This is a genomic window from Rugosimonospora africana, from assembly GCF_016862975.1.
GTDB lineage: Bacteria > Actinomycetota > Actinomycetes > Mycobacteriales > Micromonosporaceae > Rugosimonospora > Rugosimonospora africana.
In genome coordinates, this window is the sequence record NZ_BONZ01000013.1 from 313331 (window position 1) to 331819 (window position 18489).

An 18489-nucleotide genomic window follows, 5' to 3' on the forward strand; every position below is an offset into this window, starting at 1 on the left:
GGGTCGGGAAAGGGCCGGGATGGACGGGCCGGGCCGGTCAGCGGGAATCCGGATCGGGGTGGCGTGGTGGGCCGGCGGCGAGCCGCTGCTCGGCATAGTCGCGCACGGACTGCCTGGGTTGGGACCAGTCCGCCTCCAACCACCAGGTGCCGCCGGCCTCCCGCCATGGTTCGACGATCCGGGCGGCGGTACCGGCATCGTCCGCCGGCGTGGTGCCCTCGCAGATCACTTCGTACCCGTCGACCGCCAGCCCCTCGACCGTACGGAAGTCGCGGATCCAGGATGTCCCCGCCCGTACCTGCTCCGGGGTGGGTGGGCCGGCCGACCCGCTGACGATCGCGTTTGGGAGCCACCCGTCGTACCGCGCCGCCCTGCGCATCGACTTCGTCGACGGCCAGCCGCCGACCACCCAGATCGGGATGCGCGGCTGCTGTACCGGTGGCGGTGGCGAGTTGTGATCGGTGGGGCTGACCCGGTAATGCCGGCCCTGGTACTCGAACGGCTGGCCGGCCCACAGTCCGGTCAGTACGTCCAGCCCCTCGTCGAGCAGTTCGGCGCGGGTACGCCGGCCGGGATCGGGTTCGAACGCGAGCCAGTTGGCGTCCGTGGCGCCCAGCCCGACCGACAGGATCAGCCGGCCGCCGCTCAGATTGTCCAGGGTCGCGGTCTGACCGGCGAGATCCCAGGGCCGGCGGCGCGGCAGCGGAGTGAGCAACGTACCGAGACGGATATGTGAGGTGACCATGGCCGCAGCGCTCAGGGCGACCCAGGCGTCGATGCCCCAGACCGGTTCCCATACGAAGAATCCGTCCCAGCCGTGCGTTTCGGCGAGGGAGGCCAGGTCGGCGGCGGTACGGGCATCGCCCCAGGGAAGGATGAATCCGTACTTCATCTCCGCACCTTAGGCCCAGTCAGGCAGTGTTCTCGCGGCCTTGTGCTCGTCTCCGGGCTTGAGCTGGGTCGGCCTGTGCTCGCCTCCGGGATTGAGCTGCGACGGCCTGTGCTCGCCTCCGCCACAACCCGGCTCCGGCTGCGCTCAGGCGGGTGTTGTCGCCCCCACGCCAGCGGTAGCACCGGGACGCACCGCGTCCCGGATGATCCGCAGGCTGGCCATCATCGACGCCAACTGGTCGGGGGTGAGCAGGCCGGTGAACCAGCGGTCGATCACCGTCAGGTGACCGGGCAGGACGGCGTCCAGCCTTTCCCGGCCCGCCTCCGTGAGCACCGCGTAGGAGCTGCGCCGGTCGGTCGGGCACGCGGTGCGGCAGACCAGGCCGTCGCGTTCGAGCCGGTCGACGACCCGGGTGACGCCACTGGTGGTGAGGCTGGTCTGGGCGGAAAGGTCGGTCATCCTCAGCTGGCGCTCGGGCGAACGGGCCAACCTGATCAACACTTCGAACTCGATCAGGGCGAGGCCGTGCTCGGCGATCTGTCCAGAGAACTGAGCGCTGAGCCCGTCGAACACCTCGCTCAGCAGGCCGATCGCCGTGATCCGTTCGTCCTTTACCAGATCCTTGCTCACGCCCATATCCTATCAGAGCTTGACACGGAAATAATTGACGGGTCTATAGTTGTTCCGGCAGACATCTGGTAGACCGCATACTTTGGAAGGACCTCCGATGACCGACACCACCAGCTCACCACTCGCGTCCCGGGACTACAACGGGGTTCAGATCCCGGTGCCCGGCACGTACACGCTCGACCCGGCCCACAAGCGGGTGGGCTTCGTTGCCCGTCACCTGATGGTGAGCAAGGTCCGCGGTGGTTTCGACGAGGCGACCGCGACCATCACCGTCGCTGAGAACCCGCTGGAGTCCTCGGTTACCGCGACCATCCAGGCGGCGAGCATCACCACCCGCCAGGAGCAGCGGGACGGCCACCTGAGGAGCGGCGACTTCCTGGAGGCGGAGAAGTACCCCACCCTGGAGTACCGCAGTACCGGCGTGAAGTCGTTCAACGGCAACGAGTTCACCGTCACCGGTGAGCTGACCATCAAGGACGTGACCGTCCCGGTTGACCTGAATGTCGAGCTGGAGGGCGTCACCACCAGCCCGTACGGCAAGATCGTTTTCGGGTTCAGCGCGACGGCCGAGATCGATCGTGAGGCGTTCGGGCTGACCTACAACATGGCGCTGGAGACCGGCGGTGTGATGATCAGCAAGAACATCAAGATCGAGATCGAGGGCGAGGCGGTCCGGGAGGACTGATCCTGCCCCGTTTTCGCTCCATTGGCCCCCACTCACGAGGTGGGGGCCAATGTCATACCTACCGTGCGGTTTCCCTCACATAGCGCTTTCAACACGCCTGCTTTGTCCCTAGCCTCAAGGGCCTGACCCCACATAACGTGGAGATTCATTGCAGTGCGCTGCCGCGTGCTCACGCAGCCGCAACCGAAGCTGGACGGGAAGGACCCATGGGCAAGGATGTGTCCCTCTCCAGGTTCACGCGTGAGGACCGCGTGCGGTTCCGCTACAAAGTGCGCCAGTGTCTTGATGTCTTCGCCCTGATGCTCAACGACTCCCGGTTCGACGGGGATCGGCCGATGACCGGGCTGGAGCTGGAACTCAACCTGATCGACAAGGACGGCGCACCGGCGATGCGCAACGCCGAGGTGCTCGCCGACCTGGGCGATCCCTCGTTCCAGACGGAACTCGGGCAGTTCAACCTGGAAATCAACGGAGAGCCACGGTTGCTCGCCGGCACCGGGTTCGAACAGTATGAGGACGAGCTGACCACCCGGCTGGCCCGAGCCGAGGACCGGGCGGCGAAGGCCGATGCCCGGGTGATCCTGATCGGCATCCTGCCGACGATCATGCAGCGTCACGCGGTGCTCGACAACATGTCCACCGACTCCCGCTACCGGGTGCTCAACGAGCAGCTGGCCAGCGCCCGGGGTGAGTCCTTCATCCTGGACATCCAGGGCGCGGAGCACCTGCATCTGATCACCGACTCGATCGCGCCCGAGGCCGCGTGCACCAGCGCGCAGTTCCACCTCCAGGTGGCACCGGACGACTTCGCCAGCCACTGGAACGCGTCCCAGGCGGTCGCCGCGGTGCAGCTGGCCGTCGGCGCGAACTCCCCGTTCCTGTTTGGCAAGCGGCTCTGGGCGGAGACCCGGATCGCGCTGTTCGAGCAGGCCACGGACACCCGTCCGGAAGAGCTGAAGACCCAGGGGGTACGCCCGCGGGTGTGGTTCGGCGAACGCTGGATCACCTCGATCTTCGACCTGTTCGAGGAGAACGTCCGCTACTTCCCGGCCCTGTTACCGGCGCTCGACGACGAGGATCCGGTCGAGGTGCTGCACTCCGGTGGAGTACCTCAGTTGTCAGAGCTGCGCTTACACAACGGCACCATCTACCGGTGGAACCGGCCGGTCTACGACATCATGAACGGCCGCCCGCACCTGCGCGTGGAGAACCGGGTGCTGCCGGCCGGGCCGACCGTACTCGACCTGCTGGCCAACGCCGCGCTGTACTTCGGGCTGGTCCGGGCGCTGGCCGAGGCCGATCGTCCACTGTGGGAGGAGCTGACCTTCGGCCGGGCCGAGGAAAACTTCCACGCCGCCGCCCGGGACGGGCTGTCCGCCGAACTGTTCTGGCCACGGCTCGGTGCACTGCCGGCGACCAGCCTCGTGCTGGACTGGCTGTTGCCGCTGGCGCACGACGGGCTCGCCCGGTTCGGTGTGCCGTCATACATCCGCGACCGGCTGCTCGGCATCATCGAGGGCAGGTGCCGCACCGGCATCAACGGCGCGTCCTGGCAGACATCCACAGTGGAGCACCTCGAACAGGACCGGGGACTGGACCGGCCGGCCGCGCTGCGCGAGATGCTTCGCCGGTACGCCGAACTGTTCGCCGGCAACGCGCCGGTGCACACCTGGCCGCTGGACTGAGTCCCGGGACCGAGGTCAGCGACGGCCCTTGCCCCTGGCCGGTCTCGCCTCGGTGACCGTGCCGGCCGTCTGCGCGGTGACCTCGTCGGTCTCGCCCGACCAGGCCGGCGACCGGCCGGCTACCGGCAGTTCGGCCGTGGGCGCGGCGACCAGGGCCGGGACGCCTTCGATCGGATAGTCGCCCAGCTGCGAGTACCCCTCGTCGACCGGATCGCCCATCGACGGCGGTCCCGGCTGGAGCGGCAGCGTGACGCCGGCCTCGGCCGCCCGGCGCTGCTCGCGGTGCGCGATCAGGCCAGAGAGCAGGACCGAACCGGCAAGTCCGGCGATCACCGCGTACGGCGCGATCAGGTACGCGGACAGCTGCTCATCGGCCCGGACACCGACCAGCTTCGGGGCGGCCAGGAAGTATGCCGCCGCGACCATCAGCGGCCCCGTCGCGCCGGAGATCGCCACCCCGACCCGGTTGTCGCCGCGCCGGCCGGCCGGCAGCGCCGCGAGTACGCCGATGACCAGCGCGGCGCCCATCATCTGCGCCGCGCCGGGTAACGAGAAGATCTTCTGCATGAAGTACTTGCCGCCGAACCGCCACACCGCGAGTTGGGCCGACGTCTGCCCGTGCCGGCCGGCACCGTACAGCGCGGACACCACGGCCAGCGCCCACAGCCAGGCGGTGGTGGACACGACATTCGCCGCGACGGCCCGCGAGGACAGCACCGCGAGCGCCACCAGCAGGCCGACCACGACGCCGACGATGGCGTAGCCCCCGGCGATCGTCTGCGGCGAGAACGTGTCGGGCCGGTGTGCGGCCCGGGCCGGTACCGCGACCAGCGGCACCGTGATCAGGCCGCCGAGCGCCGCGGTCAGCGCGATCGCCAGGCGCCACGCGGTCGTCGCGATCATTCCGGACCGCGCCGCGTCGTCCACTGTGGAGCGGCGGCCCACCGGGGCGGAGGCGGTCCGGGCGGAGGACAGCCGGTCGGCGGTGACGGCGCCGAGCACCGTCGACGTCGCCGCTATCCAGGTCGTCCAGGCGAGGCTGGCGAGCCAGGTATCCACGCCGGTGGTGTCGGTCGCTGACGTCCAGGCGAGGATGCCCAGGCCATAGCCCAGGCCGAGCTGCGCGGCGGCACTGCCAGCGGCAACGCCGATCGCGAGCGCGACCGATCCTCCCCAGCCACGTGTGGCCATGCCGCGCAGCCTAACCCGAACCCCCGAAGCGAGCGAGCCCAGCAGGCGAGGTTGGCCGGCGGTGCGGCGCCGGCATGATGAGATGGTTCTGTGGTCGATGATTCAGACCGGTCCGAATCGGGCGAGCAGGGAGCCGGCGAGCGACCGGAGGGCTCCTCCTGGCCGCCGACGTCGGGGACACCCGATCCGGACGGGCCGGCGGGGGCGGACCAGCCCACCCCCGAACAGCCGAGCGGGGTGTGGGGCGAGTCGGCCGGGCCATGGGAGCGGCCCGCCGGACCGTGGGAGGAGTCGTCGGCGCCGTGGCAGGCCGGCGGCCCGAGCGGTTCGGCCGGCGAGCCACCCGGCGGGTCGACCGGCGACGTGTTCGGCGGTGAGGCGCAAGATCCCTGGTTCGGCGAGGACGAGACCCAGATCCACCCGGCGGCCGCCGAGGAGACGAGTGCCCTGCCGCCGCTGGATCCGAACGCGACGTCGATCCTGCCGCCGGGCGGCGGCGACAACGATCCGACGCGGCGGTGGGCGGCGCGGGCCGGGGTGCCGCCGGCCGGCGGCCAGCCGCCCCAGCAGCCGGAGTGGGTCGAGGTCGAGGAGACCCGCGGCGGGGCCTGGTGGATGCCCATCCTGGTCAGCATCATCGTCCTGATCCTGCTGGCCCTGCTGGGGCTCGGCCTCTGGCTGGGCTTCCGCGGCGACCGCGGAGGTCCGGCCCCGGTGACGAGCCCGACCGGCAGCCCGAGCGCCTTCTCGCCGAGTCCGGTCCCGTCGCCCAGCCCGTCGCTCAGTCCATCCGTCAGCCCGTCGCCGTCCCTGGTGAACCTCCCGTCGCTGCGTGGCGTGGCGGCCGACGAGGCGCAGCAGCTGCTGACCGGGCTGGGCCTCGTCGTCCAGCAGCAGCAGACGCCGGACAATACGCTGCCTCCGGGTACGGTGCTGGGAACGCAGCCGGCCGCCGGCACTCAGGTACCGGTCGGGAGCACCGTGACCCTGATGGTCGCCTCGGCCCCGTCGCCCTCGCCGCCACCACCACCGTCGCCCAGCCCCTCGCTGCCGTTGCCGAGCCCGTCGGTGTCCTGACCACCGGAAGGCGGCACGGCCGGCGGGTCACCACTGCCGGCGGAGCCGGGTGACGACGATCAGGCCGGTACCGGCGACGAGCAGGCTGAACAGGCCGGAGGCGATGAGCACCGCGGGCAGGTAGGCCGGCGGCCCGACGATCATCGGTTCGGAGGCGGCCTGCCATGCCGGCGCCAGTGATGCGGGCAGCGACCAGGCACCGGACGGCTGCGGGGACTGCGACGGCTGCTGCCGGCCGGGCGGCTGGTTCGCCGCCGCTCCGGCCGGACCCGGGTACGGCGGGGTCGGACCGGGCGGGTGGTCCGGCACGGGGTACCGCGGCTCCCCGACCCAGGACTGCCCGACCCACGGCTGCCCGACCCAGGACGGACCGATCCCTGGCTGTCCGGCCCCTGGCTGTCCAGCCCCTGGCCAGGGTGTCGCCGGTGCAGCCGGGAACGTCGGTGGTGGCGGGGCGAGCGGCGGGAACGCGGCTGATGGCGGTGCGACCGGCGGGAACGCGGCCGGTGGCGCCGCGCCAGGTGGAGGGGACTCCGACGGCGGCGCCTGCCTCACCCGCTCGGCGGGTCTGAGCAGGTCGGCAGGTCTGAGCAGGTCAGCGGGGCTGAGCGGCTCGCCCGGCCCGAGCGGGTCAGCCGGTCTGAGAAGTTCGGCAGGTCGTGCGGTTACGAGGGTGGTCGCCGCCGCCGCGACGGCCGGAGGCGGAACCAACCGCGTGCCGGCGCCGCTGGCGCTCGCCGTGCCGGCCAGGGCACCGGCGCTGAGCAGGGCACCGGCGATGGCGGGTAGCAGGCGGGCAGGATCGGCGTTGAGCATGGACACCGTCTCCCGAGGATGTCGGGGTACGGGTCACGCCAGGGTGAAACCAGCAGGTGTCTTCGATCCTATGGCGGTGTGGCGGATCGTGAGGCGCGTTTACGTTACGGAGGAGCGGACCTGGCGCTGGCTGCCGATCCGGTACCGGGGAGGCATCGGTCCGACCGTTGCCCGCTGCAGGCCGTCGAGCTGCACGAAGATGGTGCGCCGTTCCACGGCGTCGCCTGAGCTGTCCAGCTCGTATCCGTCGAGCCAGCACCAGCCGTCATAGGTGGCCCAGTCATGAACCCTGATTACCCGGAAGAGTAGCGGGGAGGTGAACTGGACACTTGCCGCGCGAGTCACGCGCAGCACGTCGCCAGAACGGGGCAACATATAGACTCCTGTCCGGTACCAAGAGCGCCGGTGGATAATGGCCACCGAATGGTCGCGTGGATCCCCCGCATGGTGGCGTGGTTCCGGAACGACCACGGGATCTTTCCGGCTAGCCCGGTCAACCGCGCCATATCGACAGCCTGCACCTCAACTAGTGATCAATGCAAGTTGCATGGCGTGCCTTTCGCTTCTACCGTGGTGGCAGTAACGCGGTTCGATCTTTAGTGGGCCGGCCCTGGCGAACCCTGGGTCCTGGCCCCGACCGTCGTCCGCCTACCACCCACCCTTTCCTCGCCGGTTCCGGCGGGCCTACGAGGGGCTCCTGTGTCGCCGTTGCCGTCTCAAGTCCGCCCTCGCGGCGGGAGGTGAACCGTGAGTGTCCGCCGCAGCCCGACCGTCGGCCGCCGCCGCCTCGGTCTTGAGCTACGCCGGTTACGGGAAGCATCCGGGCTGACCATCGAGATGGTCGCCGACCGGCTGGAGTGCTCGTCGTCGAAGATTTCCCGCATCGAGACCGGCCACACCGGGGTGACCCCCAGAGACGTCCGGGACATGCTGGCCGTCTACGGCCTGCGCGGGCCCGCCGCCGACGAGCTGGTCCAGGTCGCCCGGGACGCCCGGCAGAAGGGCTGGTGGCACCTGTACGGGACGGTGCTGACCGGCGCGTACGTGGGGTTGGAGGCGGCCGCCTCGTCGATCCGGTCGTACGAGGTGCAGGTGATCCCGGGTCTTCTTCAGACCGAAACCTACGCTCGGAACATGCTCCAGGCCGGCGGCCCCGGCAGGAGTGAGACCGAGGTCGATCGGCGGGTGCACGTCCGGATGGCCCGCCAGTCGTTGTTGGTACAGGATGATCCGCTGGATCTCTGGGTCGTGTTGGACGAGACGATCTTTTACCGCCTGGTAGGGGGTTCCGCAGTGATGCGCGAACAACTCAATCACCTGGTGCGGTCGTCTGCTCGCCCGAACGTGACCATCCAGGTGCTGCCCTTCTCGGCCGGCGCGCATGTGGCAATGGAAGGATCATTCACCATCCTCGGATACGACGAACCGGCCGACCCCGACGTCGTTTTTGCGGAGAATGCAGCTGGAGGCTTGTTCCTGGAAAAGGACGAGGAGCTTCAGCGCTACCACTACATATTCGATCATTTGCGGGCGACCGCGATGCCTCCGGAGGAGTCAGTCGCGTTCATCGCCGCGCGGGTAAAGGAGCTGTGATGGAGATCGAGACCAAGGGGCTCCGGGTCGACCTGAGCCGTGCCGCCTGGCGCAAGAGCTCGGCCAGCGGCCCCAACTGCGATAACTGCGTCGAAGTCGCCTTCATCGACGACGCGATCGCGGTACGCGATTCGAAGAACCCCGACGGGCCAGCGCTGATCTTCACCCAGGCCGAGTGGGACGCCTTCGTCGGCGGCGCCAAGGACGGCGAATTCGACCTATGACACGGCCGAGGGGTGCCCGGACGGACGGGCGCCCCTCGTCGTTTCCGCAGGTCTTGGCGCGAAACCGTCGCCGCACGGAGGCAGCCTCGTTGAACCGGGCGGCACGGCGTTCGCCGGGTCACCTCGCCGCAGGAGGCGTCATGGCGGTGCAGAAACGCAGACAGAGGCAGGCGATAGGTATGCAGAACGTGTCCGAGAACGTGAACAACGGCGCGTCGAGCGGTGAGGACCGCTTCGCCGGCCAGTTGGACTACCGCGGTGCCGCCCGCCGCGAACCCGGCGGGATCCCCACCGGTACCGCTCCGGTGAGCCTGGCCGAGGAGCGAGCCGGCTCGCTCGGTTCGGTGATGGACACCCCGCTGCCCACGCAGCCGACGATGTCACTGGGCGAGCTGGACAAGCTCGCCGAACCGGTCTTCCCGCCGACCGGCTGGATGGACATGCCACCCGGCGCCCTGGCCGACCACCCGCTGCTGCGTGGGCTGCTGATGGAGTTGCCGCCGAAGGGTGTCATGCCCAGCGCGGCCTGGTTGGACCGCTGGTTCGAAGCGACCCGCGCGATCCTCGAACTGCTCTACGTACAGAACGACGCGACCGTCGGGCGTCGCTGAGCCGAGACCATCCAGGGGCGAGCGGCCCCAGGCGTCCCGGTGACGTGCGCCGCACCACGCGTACGCGACCGGCGCGACCATTTCTGGGAAGCTGAGCGGGTGAGCGAATCGCCCGCGGTACCCAAGATCGAACTGCACGTGCACCTTGAGGGCACGATCCGGCCAGCGACGCTGTTGGAGATCGCCCGGCGCAACGGCGAGTCGTTGCCCGCTGATTCCGTGGCCGGGCTGGAGAAGCTCTACGAGTTCACGAACTTCGCGCACTTCATCGACGTCTGGATCCTGACGACGAATTGCCTGCGCACCGCCGACGACTTCCGTCGGGTCGTCGTGGACTACGCCGCCGAGGCGGCCAGCTTCGGCGCGGTGTACCTGGAGGGCATCTTCTCGCCCGCCGAGCGGTTCGAGCGCGGGATCGGTTGGGACGAAATCTTCACTGGATACTGCGAGGGCGCCGTCGAGGCGTACGAGCGCAGCGGCGTGGTCGTCCGGTTCACCCCCGACCTGCGGCGGGGACTGGATCCGGAGATCGCGGAGGAGTCGGCGCGGGTCGCCGTCCGGTACGCGGATCGTGGAGTGGTCGGCTTCGGACTGGGCGGCATGGAGGCCGGGATGCCGGCGGAGCCGTACCGTCGGGCGTTCGACATCGCCCGGGACGGCGGCCTGGCGCCCGTACCGCACGCCGGCGAGGCGGCCGGGCCGGACTCGATCCGAGAGATCCTCACGTTCAACCCGGCCAGGATCCGGCACGGCATCCGTGCGGTCGAGGACCAGGAGCTGCTCAAAGAGATCGTCGAGCGGGGCATCGTGCTCGACGTCTGCCCGACCTCGAACCTGCGCACCGGGGTGGTGCCCTCGATCGAGGAGCACCCGTTGCCGGCGCTGCACGAGGCCGGTGCGCTCTGCACCATCAACACCGACGACCCGGCGATGTTCGGCACCGATCTCGGCCGGGAGTACGAGATCGCGTCACGGTTGGGTCTCGATCCGGCCGAAGCGTACGCCGCCGGCCTGGCCGGTGCGCTGTGCGACGACACGACCCGGCAGCGCCTGGCCGGCCCGCCGGTGCTCGGGAGCTGATCGCCCCCGGTGCTCGGGAGCGAGCTGATCGCTCCCGGCAGGCCGGGGGCGGACCGGGAAGACCGAATCAGACCGGGAAGGTGGCCAGCCGCTCGGTGGCGGGCGGTGGCGGGGTCGCCTTCCACAGGTGCAGCTTTTGCGCGGTGAGGCGGGCAAGGTAAGCCGGGTTGAGAATCAGATACCGCTTCCACAGGCGGCGTGGCTCCAGACCCAGGCGCCACAGCCACTCCAGGCCCCGCTTCTGCATCCACGGCGGCGGCTTGCGCAGCCCCCCGGCGTGGTAGTCGAACGCGGCACCGACCGCGAGCTGCGCCATGGGCAACAGGGGCCGCATCGCGTACGCGAAGATTTCCTGCCGCGGGCAGCCGAGCCCGACCAGGACGATCCGGGCCCCGGACGCGATGATCCGGGACGCGATCTCGGCGTCCTCGCCGGGTTGCGCGGTGCGGAACTTGGACGGCTCCCGGCCGGCGATCTTCAGAGCCGGGAACATCTCCTGCAGCTTCGGGATGAGCCGGTCGAGCGTCTCGTCCGTCGAGCCGTACAGGTAGACGGGCAGCCCTTCGGTGGCGGCCCGCTCCAGTACCTTCAGGGTCAGCGTCGGGCCGTACACCCGGTCGGTGAGCCCGGCACCGTACAGAGAATTCAGTGCCCAGCGCACCGGCTGCCCGTCCGGCGTCACCATGTCGAAGCCGTTGAGCCGGGCGTTGTGGGCCTTGTCCTGCACGCCCGTCATCACGCCGTGCACAGCCAGCGCGGTCAGCGCGAACGATCGGCCCTCGCGCGCCGCGGCGAGAACCGCCTCGGCGGCCTCGTCGTAGGTCGTCGCGTCCACCAGGACGCCGAGGACGCTGTTTTTCACTGGGCCGGAACCCACTTGTCGACGTTGGCCTCGTAGATCTCGGTGAGAATCATCGGCACGTCGTAGACTTGCTTCCAGTCCGGGTAGTCGTGCTGGAAGGCGGCGTTGGACCCGATCCACCACTGGTGGTCGCCGATCCGGTTGGCGTCGTGGTACTCGGTGATCATTTCCTTGCCGGTGATGCGCTCGGAGATCGCGAACGCCTCCAGGTGGGAGGTGTTCGAGTGCCGGCCGCCGCCCAGGTTGTAGACCGCGGCGCTGCGCGGGTTGCGGAAGAACGCCTCGAAGGCGGAGATCACGTCGTGGCTGTGGATGGCGTCGCGCACCATCTTGCCCTTGTACCCGAAGATCTTGTACGTCCGGCGCTCCATGTTGCACCGCATCACGTAGCCGAGGAATCCGTGCAGCTCGGTGGCGGAGTGGGCCGGGCCGGTCAGCGTGCCGCCCCGGAAGCAGGCGGTCTTCATGCCGAAGTAGCGACCGTATTCCTGGACCATGATGTCGGCGGCGACCTTGGACGCCCCGAACACCGAGTGCAGGCACGAGTCGATCGACATGTCTTCGCGGATGCCCTGCTCGTAGGTGTGCCCGGGCTCGATCTCCCAGCGGGTGTCCAGCTCGACGTACGGCAGCGAGTTGGGCCGGTCGCCGTACACCTTGTTGGTGGAGCAGTGGATCACCGGAGCGTCGATGCTGTATTCGCGGACGTTCTGCAGCACGTTGAGCGTGCCGCCCGCGTTGACGTCGAAGTCGGTGAACGGATCGCGTACCGCCCAGTCGTGGGACGGCTGCGCGGCCGTGTGGATCACGACGGCGATGTCCTTGCCGTACCGCTGGAAGATCTTGGCCAGCCCGTCCCGGTCGCGGATGTCCACGTCGTGGTGCGTGTACGAGTCGCCCAGCTCGCTGGTCAGCCGTAGCACGTTCCAGGCCGTGGACGCCTCGGCGCCGAAGAATTTGGCTCGCATGTCGTTGTCGATGCCGACCACGTCCAGGCCGAGGCCGGCAAAGTGCCGGACCGCCTCGGAGCCGATCAGACCGGCGGATCCCGTCACCAGCGCGACGCTCACTCCGAACTACCCCTTGCCTTCTCGACTACGGAACTTGTGGAGCATACGCTCCGTCCTTCCGGCCACAGTGAGTAATGGCCACCCGGGCCCGGACGGACAGACGGCCGGCTCGCTGAGCCGGCCGTCATTGGTGGGGAAGGAGGGAGTTGAACCCTCACGCCCTTTCGGGCACACGGACCTGAACCGTGCGCGTCTGCCATTCCGCCACTTCCCCGGTGCCTGACGCCCAAGAAGGGGCGAATTCGAACCCCCGTTTTGGGCCGCGCGGCAGCGCGGGGCAAACTGTAGCACGACTCAAACCGATCGGTGCGCGTGCGCGCGTGCGGCATCCGGATACCATCAGACCTCGGAACCCGAGGAGGAGCCGGTGAGTGTGCTGCAACGCTTCGAGAAGCGTCTAGAGGGCCTAGTAGAGGGGGCCTTTGCGAAGGTCTTCAAGGGTGTCGTCCACCCTGTGGAGATCCTTAACGCCATGCAGCGGGAGGCGGAGGCGCACAAGGCTATCCTGGCCGGCGGGCGCACTCTGGTACCGAACCGCTACGTGATTGATCTGTCACCGTATGATCACAGCCGGCTGGCGCCGTACGCCGCCGCGCTCGCCCAGGAACTCGCCCAGTCGCAAGCCGAGTTCATCGGCGAGCAGGGCTGGACGGTCTACGGCGACGTGATCGTCGAGATCGAGCGGGGCGACGGACTGGACACCGGCATGTTCCGGGTCACCGCCGAGGTCTACACCGGTGGCGACGTGCCGCCGATGCAGTCCTACGAGCAGCCGCCGCCACCCCAGTACCCGCCCTATGACCACCAGCCCTACCAGCAGCAGGGCCGCCCGGTCAGCGGACCACCAGGGGGGCACGCCGTCCGGCTGGTCGCCAACGACGGGCGGACCTACCCGCTGTCCATCGGCTCGACGGTCATCGGCCGGGGGGACCAGGCCAACCTGCGGCTGCCCGACGTCGGCATCTCGCGCCGACACGCCCGCCTCGACTACGACGGCGCCCAGGTCGTACTGACCGATCTCGGTTCCACCAACGGCACCATGGTCAACGGCCAGCGGGTCTCGGCGGTCGCGCTCAATCCCGGCGACATGATCCAGCTCGGCACGACCACACTGACGTTCCGCGTGGACGGCTAGACCTTGCCGCAGGAACTTGTCCTCACGGTCGCCCGGATCGGCTTCCTGGTCCTCTTGTGGATATTCGTATTCACCGTGGTCGGAGTGGTTCGGCGGGACCTGTTCGCGGGTTCCCGGTCAAGGCTCGTCGCGGCGCCTAGGGGGATTGGCGCCACGGCGGTGGGGGGTAGGCCAGCGAAGGCCAAGCGCGGACGGGCGGCGCATCAGCTGGTGGTAACGGCTGGAGCACTCGCCGGCACCCGAATAACCCTCGGTGAGCATCCAATAACTATTGGTCGCGCCGAGGACTCTACTCTCGTCATCACGGATGACTACGCGTCGGCCCGACATGCTCGACTTGTACCCCGGGCGGGACAGTGGCTCCTTGAGGACCTAGGTTCGACTAACGGGACCTACCTCGATCGTGAGAAGGTCACCGGACCAACCCCCGTGCCCCTCGGCGTGCCGATTCGGATCGGCCGCACTGCCCTTGAGTTGCGACCATGACCCTCACCCTGCGTTATGCGGCCCGCAGTGACCGCGGCCTGATCAGAGACGGGAACCAGGATTCCGTCTACGCCGGGCCGCGGCTGCTTGCCGTTGCCGACGGCATGGGCGGCATGGCCGCCGGTGACGTCGCGAGCAACATAACCATCGCCGCCATGGCACCCCTGGACGAGGATGTTCCCGGTGATGCCCTGGTCGACGCCCTCCGATCGGCCGTGGATACGGCCAACCAGCAATTACGCGACGCGGTCGACGCCAACCCGGCCCTGGAGGGCATGGGGACGACGCTGACCGCGATGCTCTTCTCCGGCAGCAAGTTCGGGATGGTGCACGTCGGCGACTCCCGCGCCTACCTGCTGCGCGAAGGCGAGTTCGTCCAGGTAACCAAGGACGACACCTACGTGCAGATGCTGGTGGACGAGGGGCGGATCAGCGCCGAGGAGGCCAGCAGCCATCCCCAGCGCTCGCTGCTCACCCGTGCGCTCGACGGCCGCGACATCGACCCCGAGTATTCGGTGCGTCAGGCGGTGCCGGGCGACCGGTACCTGCTGTGCAGCGACGGGCTGACCGCGGTGGTCAGCGCGGAGACGATCGCGCAGAGCATGCGGGAGTACTCCGATCCGGGCCAGTGCGTCGAGCGGCTGGTGCAGTTGGCGCTGCGCGGCGGCGGCCCGGACAACATCACCGTGATCATCGCGGACGTCACCGACGGCGACATCGTCGAGCAGCGACCGCTGGTCGGCGGGGCCGCCGCCCGCGATCGCGGGATGGTGCAGAACGTCGAGGGCTCCACGCCCGCCTCCCGCGCCTCGGCTCTCCAGACGCCCCGCGCGGCGGAGCCGGAGCCGGCCCAGGAGGAGGATCCCCGGCCCAAGCGACACCCGGTACGGACAACGGTGCTGCTCGTCGTCGTACTGGGGGTGCTCGGCGGGCTGCTCTGGGGCGGCTGGACGTGGAGTCAGTCGCAGTACTACGTCGGCGCGACGCCCGACGGGATGGTCGCCGTCTTCCAGGGCGTACCCGGCCAGATCGCCGGTGTGCACCTGTCCAAGGTGCACCAGTCCAGCGACACCCGGGTCGGTGACCTGACCAGGGTCGCGCAGGACAAGGTGAAGCAGGGCATCCCGGCCAACAACGAGGCGGACGCGCAGCGCAAGCTCGCCGACCTGATCGATCCGGCCAACGGAAACGTGGTCGCCGCCTGCCCGTCACCATCGGTGCCGGACGTGACCCCGACGAGTCCCGGCGTGGTCATCCCGAGCAGCCCGGGGACGGTCAGCCCGGACGCGCCGACCTCCGGCGAGTCGCCGGGCTCCACCAACATGACCCCCAGCGGTAGTCCGAGCCCGCACCCATCTGTCCAGACCTCCGGATCGCCCTCACCGGATCCTGTCGTCACGCCGAGCAGCAGTGGCTGCTGATCGCAGGGGATCGCCCGAATCGTGACCGCGCCCACCGCGCCCGCCACGCCGAGCACGCCCAGTGCGCCGGCTGACCCGCGCATATCAACCCGACGCAACACCGAGCTGGCCCTCATCTTCGCCGCCATGGTGATCGTGCTGGCCTACTCGGCGGCCGTCGAGGACGCGCTGATCGGCCGGGTCACCGCCCGGTTCTGGCTGATCCCCGCACTGCTCACGCTGGTGTTCGTGGCCGCGCACATCATCGTGCGGATGCTGACGCCATATGCCGACCCGGCGATCCTGCCGTGCGTGGCACTGCTCAACGGGCTGGGCGTGGCGTTCCTGCGACGGCTGGATCTAGGCGAGGTCGACACGGCGAATCGGGCCCACTACGGGGCGTTCGCCGGGCTCGGATTCCGGCAGCTGCTGTGGACGCTGGTCTCGATCGTGGTGGCCGCGGTGGCCCTCGCGATCGTCCGCGACCACCGGGTGCTGTCCCGGTACGCGTACACCCTCGGGTTCGTCGGCCTCGTGCTGATGATGATCCCGGCGGTGCTGCCCAGCTCGCTGTCCAGCATCAACGGGGCCAAGCTCTGGATCAAGTTCGGCGGCTTCTTCCAGATCCAGCCGGGTGAGTTCGCCAAGCTGCTGCTGCTGTCGTTCTTCGCGTACTACCTGGTGCGCAAGCGCGAGGTGCTGTCGCTGGCCAGCCGGAGATTTCTGGGTATCGACTTTCCCCGCGGGCGCGACCTCGGCCCGGTGCTGGTGGTGTGGGTACTGAGCCTGCTCGTTCTCATCTTCGAGAAGGACCTGGGTACCGCGCTGCTGTACTTCGGCATGTTCGTGGTCACCCTGTACATCGCCACCGAGCGGGTCAGCTGGCTGATCATCGGTCTGCTGCTGTTCATCGGCGGCGCCTTCCTGGCCAACGAGCTGGGTGCCACGGTCGGCGGTCCGTTCGCCAACTTCCACGAGCGGGTCGAGATCTGGCTCCACCCGTTCAGCGACGCGACCGGCGCCGGTTATCAGCTGGTCCAGTCGCTACTCGGGCTCGGCACCGGCGGCCTGTTCGGCGCCGGCCCGGGAGCCGGGCAGCCGGGTAATGTCCCGTTCGTCAACAACGACTTCATCTTCGCCGGCATCGGCGAAGAGAGCGGCCTGTTCGGGCTCACCGCGTTGCTGGTGGTGTACCTCATCATCACGGTGCGGGGCCTGCGTGCCGCAATCGCCGTACGCGACTCATTCGGCAAGCTGATGGCCGGCGGTCTGGCGTTCACCCTGGGACTTCAGGTGTTCGTGATCGTCGGCGGGGTCACGAAGCTGATCCCGCTCACCGGCCAGACCACGCCGTTCCTGTCCGCCGGTGGATCGTCCCTGATGGCCAACTGGCTGCTCATCGGCCTGTTGTTGCGCATCTCGGACGCGTCCCGGCGCCCGGTGAACTCCAGCCCGATGCCGCCCGGTCAGCCGCAACGGCTGGCGGGGATGACGACGGAGATAATCCGGTGAGCGCGCGCGAGCGGAGGAAGTCATGAACGCGCCCCTGCGCCGAGTGGGCGTGGTCGCGTTGGTCCTGTTCGGACTGCTGTTCCTGAACCTGAACTGGGTGCAGGCGTACAAGGCGAACGCGTACCGTACCGACCCGCACAACTCGCGGACGCAGCTGACCGAGTACCAGCGCCAGCGCGGCCAGATCGCGGTGTCCGGCGGGCAGGTGATCGTGGCGCAGAGTGTCGCGACCGGTGACGAGCTGAAGTTCCAGCGCGCGTACCCGCTCGGCGCCGAGTACGCGCCGTTTGTCGGGTACAAGCCGGTCAGCGGTCTGGCCACCGGCGTGGAGCAGGCGGAGAACGACTTCCTGTCCGGTAACGCTCCCGAGCTGTTCGCCGATCGGATCAAGGAGATGTTCGGCAACAAGAGCACCGGCGGCAACATCCTGCTCACCATCGACAAGAAGGTGCAGGACCAGGCGTACAACGATGTGGTGCACAACCGCAGCGGCGCCAAGAACGCGGCGGCGGTGGTCCTCGATCCCAGCACCGGGGCGGTCCTCGGCCTGGCCTCCACCCCGAGCTACAACCCGACACCGCTCGTCAGCCACGACACGAAGACCGCGGACAACGCGTACGAGCAGCTCAACGCCGACCCCGACAAGCCGCTGCTGAACAAGGCCACCCAGGAGACCTTCTCGCCGGGCTCGACGATGAAGGTGATCGACTCGGCGGCCGCGCTGGCCACCGGCCAGTACACGCCGCAGACGGTGATCCCCGCCGGGGCGTCGTACACGCCGATCCCGGGCGGTACGTTCACCATGCACAACGCCGAGGCGTCGACCTGCCCGGACCCGAACATCACGCTGATCCAGGCGCTGACCGTCTCGTGCAACACCGCGTTCGCGCAGCTGGGGGTCAAGCTCGGCTCGGCGCAGATCAAGTCGATGGCGCAGGCGTTCGGCTTCGAGGACGACGGGCTCAGCCTCGGCCGGGACGGTCACGGCTCCGGGCTGGGGGTCGTCGCCAGCCACACCGGGGACATGACGGACGCCAACGGCCAGGACGACCCGAACTACGTCGCCCAGTCGAGCATCGGCCAGTTGAACGTGCGGATGACGCCGATGGAGGGCGCTCTGATCGCGGCGACTGTGGCCAACGACGGCAAGCAGATGCGCCCGTACCTGGTGGACAAGGCTCAGGCTCCGGACCTGACGTCGGCGTACACCGCGTCGCCCAAGGTGCTGCGGACCCCGATCAACAACCAGGTGGCCGGCGATCTCCAGCAGATGATGGAGAGCGTCGTCCAGAGCGGTACCGGTACCCGGGCCAAAATCGACGGCTTCCAGGTGGGCGGCAAGACCGGAACGGCACAGAACGCCGCGGACGATGGCGACCACGGCTGGTTCATTGGATTCGTGATGAAGGACAACCGGCCGATCGCGGCGGTCGCGGTCTTCCTGGAGCACGCCGGCACCGGCGGCAGCGGGGAGGCCGCCCGGATCGCCGGCGACCTGATGAAGACCGTGATCTCCGAGAAGGGGATCAAATGAGTCGGA

At 69.0% G+C, this 18489-nt stretch carries 19 protein-coding genes and 1 tRNA gene; 12 read left to right on the forward strand and 8 right to left on the reverse strand.

Annotation, left to right across the window (positions count from 1 at the left end):
- Positions 1 to 37: 37 nt before the first annotated feature.
- Both Raf01_RS07160 and Raf01_RS07165 read right to left on the reverse strand, forming a co-directional pair.
- Positions 38 to 892, reverse strand: a complete 855-nt coding sequence (locus Raf01_RS07160) for an LLM class flavin-dependent oxidoreductase (RefSeq protein WP_203916913.1) — start codon at positions 890 to 892, stop codon at positions 38 to 40.
- A gap of 144 nt (positions 893 to 1036) precedes the next feature.
- Complete coding sequence (locus Raf01_RS07165) at positions 1037 to 1528, reverse strand: MarR family winged helix-turn-helix transcriptional regulator (RefSeq protein WP_373319481.1); 492 nt, start codon at positions 1526 to 1528, stop codon at positions 1037 to 1039.
- 91 nt (positions 1529 to 1619) lie between these two features.
- Between Raf01_RS07165 and Raf01_RS07170 the strand changes: the two genes are divergently transcribed.
- Complete coding sequence (locus Raf01_RS07170; RefSeq protein WP_203916915.1) at positions 1620 to 2207, forward strand: YceI family protein; 588 nt, start codon at positions 1620 to 1622, stop codon at positions 2205 to 2207.
- Between the two features lie 206 nt (positions 2208 to 2413).
- Positions 2414 to 3892, forward strand: coding sequence for a glutamate-cysteine ligase family protein (locus Raf01_RS07175; protein WP_203916916.1), 1479 nt, complete (start codon positions 2414 to 2416; stop codon positions 3890 to 3892).
- A 15-nt stretch (positions 3893 to 3907) separates the two neighbouring features.
- Here the strand turns inward: Raf01_RS07175 and Raf01_RS07180 are convergent, their stop codons facing one another.
- Positions 3908 to 5083: a hypothetical protein gene (locus Raf01_RS07180; RefSeq protein ID WP_203916917.1), complete on the reverse strand. Its 1176-nt coding sequence runs from the start codon at positions 5081 to 5083 to the stop codon at positions 3908 to 3910.
- A 90-nt stretch (positions 5084 to 5173) separates the two neighbouring features.
- On the opposite strand from Raf01_RS07180, the gene Raf01_RS07185 reads away from it, so the two are divergent.
- The gene (locus Raf01_RS07185) at positions 5174 to 6160 is read left to right on the forward strand and encodes a PASTA domain-containing protein (RefSeq protein WP_203916918.1); all 987 of its coding nucleotides are present in this window, start codon (positions 5174 to 5176) and stop codon (positions 6158 to 6160) included.
- 27 nt (positions 6161 to 6187) lie between these two features.
- Here the strand turns inward: Raf01_RS07185 and Raf01_RS07190 are convergent, their stop codons facing one another.
- Entirely contained in the window at positions 6188 to 6469 is a 282-nt protein-coding gene (locus Raf01_RS07190; protein WP_203916919.1) for a hypothetical protein, read from the reverse strand.
- Positions 6470 to 7075: 606 nt separating this feature from the next.
- The gene (locus Raf01_RS07195; RefSeq protein ID WP_203916920.1) at positions 7076 to 7351 is read right to left on the reverse strand and encodes a hypothetical protein; all 276 of its coding nucleotides are present in this window, start codon (positions 7349 to 7351) and stop codon (positions 7076 to 7078) included.
- Between the two features lie 372 nt (positions 7352 to 7723).
- Here Raf01_RS07195 and Raf01_RS07200 point away from each other — a divergent pair, with 372 nt between their 5' ends.
- The 4 genes from Raf01_RS07200 (at position 7724) to add (ending at position 10484) form a co-directional block, all read left to right on the forward strand.
- The gene (locus tag Raf01_RS07200; RefSeq protein ID WP_203916921.1) at positions 7724 to 8569 is read left to right on the forward strand and encodes a helix-turn-helix domain-containing protein; all 846 of its coding nucleotides are present in this window, start codon (positions 7724 to 7726) and stop codon (positions 8567 to 8569) included.
- Positions 8569 to 8793, forward strand: a complete 225-nt coding sequence (locus Raf01_RS07205) for a DUF397 domain-containing protein (RefSeq protein WP_203916922.1) — start codon at positions 8569 to 8571, stop codon at positions 8791 to 8793. The genes Raf01_RS07200 and Raf01_RS07205 overlap by 1 nt, the downstream gene beginning before the upstream one ends.
- A 179-nt stretch (positions 8794 to 8972) precedes the next feature.
- On the forward strand, positions 8973 to 9404 hold the full coding sequence (locus Raf01_RS07210) for a hypothetical protein (RefSeq protein ID WP_203916923.1): 432 nt from the start codon (positions 8973 to 8975) through the stop codon (positions 9402 to 9404).
- Between the two features lie 99 nt (positions 9405 to 9503).
- Positions 9504 to 10484 carry an adenosine deaminase gene (gene add / locus Raf01_RS07215; protein WP_203916924.1) on the forward strand — a complete coding sequence of 327 codons (981 nt, stop codon included), beginning with the start codon at positions 9504 to 9506 and terminating at the stop codon, positions 10482 to 10484.
- Positions 10485 to 10551: 67 nt separating this feature from the next.
- On the opposite strand, the gene Raf01_RS07220 is transcribed toward add, so the two are convergent.
- The 3 genes from Raf01_RS07220 to Raf01_RS07230 all read right to left on the reverse strand — a co-directional run bounded on the left by Raf01_RS07220 (position 10552) and on the right by Raf01_RS07230 (position 12630).
- On the reverse strand, positions 10552 to 11346 hold the full coding sequence (locus Raf01_RS07220) for a WecB/TagA/CpsF family glycosyltransferase (protein WP_373319482.1): 795 nt from the start codon (positions 11344 to 11346) through the stop codon (positions 10552 to 10554).
- Positions 11343 to 12416 carry an NAD-dependent epimerase/dehydratase family protein gene (locus Raf01_RS07225; RefSeq protein WP_203916926.1) on the reverse strand — a complete coding sequence of 358 codons (1074 nt, stop codon included), beginning with the start codon at positions 12414 to 12416 and terminating at the stop codon, positions 11343 to 11345. Before Raf01_RS07225 ends, Raf01_RS07220 begins: the two co-directional genes overlap by 4 nt.
- Before the next feature lie 128 nt (positions 12417 to 12544).
- A tRNA-Leu gene (locus tag Raf01_RS07230) sits at positions 12545 to 12630 on the reverse strand.
- A gap of 153 nt (positions 12631 to 12783) precedes the next feature.
- On the opposite strand from Raf01_RS07230, the gene Raf01_RS07235 reads away from it, so the two are divergent.
- The 5 genes from Raf01_RS07235 to Raf01_RS07255 are packed head-to-tail and all read left to right on the forward strand — an operon-like array spanning position 12784 to position 18483.
- Positions 12784 to 13551 (forward strand): FHA domain-containing protein, encoded by a 768-nt coding sequence (locus tag Raf01_RS07235; protein WP_203916927.1) that lies wholly within the window; start codon positions 12784 to 12786, stop codon positions 13549 to 13551.
- Positions 13552 to 13554: 3 nt separating this feature from the next.
- A complete protein-coding gene (locus tag Raf01_RS07240; protein ID WP_203916928.1) occupies positions 13555 to 14037 on the forward strand; it encodes an FHA domain-containing protein FhaB/FipA in 483 nt (160 codons plus the stop codon).
- Positions 14034 to 15458, forward strand: a complete 1425-nt coding sequence (locus Raf01_RS07245; protein WP_203916929.1) for a PP2C family protein-serine/threonine phosphatase — start codon at positions 14034 to 14036, stop codon at positions 15456 to 15458. The genes Raf01_RS07240 and Raf01_RS07245 overlap by 4 nt, the downstream gene beginning before the upstream one ends.
- Positions 15459 to 15476: 18 nt before the next feature.
- On the forward strand, positions 15477 to 16949 hold the full coding sequence (locus Raf01_RS07250; RefSeq protein WP_373319490.1) for an FtsW/RodA/SpoVE family cell cycle protein: 1473 nt from the start codon (positions 15477 to 15479) through the stop codon (positions 16947 to 16949).
- Between the two features lie 22 nt (positions 16950 to 16971).
- The gene (locus Raf01_RS07255; RefSeq protein WP_203916930.1) at positions 16972 to 18483 is read left to right on the forward strand and encodes a peptidoglycan D,D-transpeptidase FtsI family protein; all 1512 of its coding nucleotides are present in this window, start codon (positions 16972 to 16974) and stop codon (positions 18481 to 18483) included.
- The last annotated feature ends 6 nt before the right edge of the window (positions 18484 to 18489 follow it).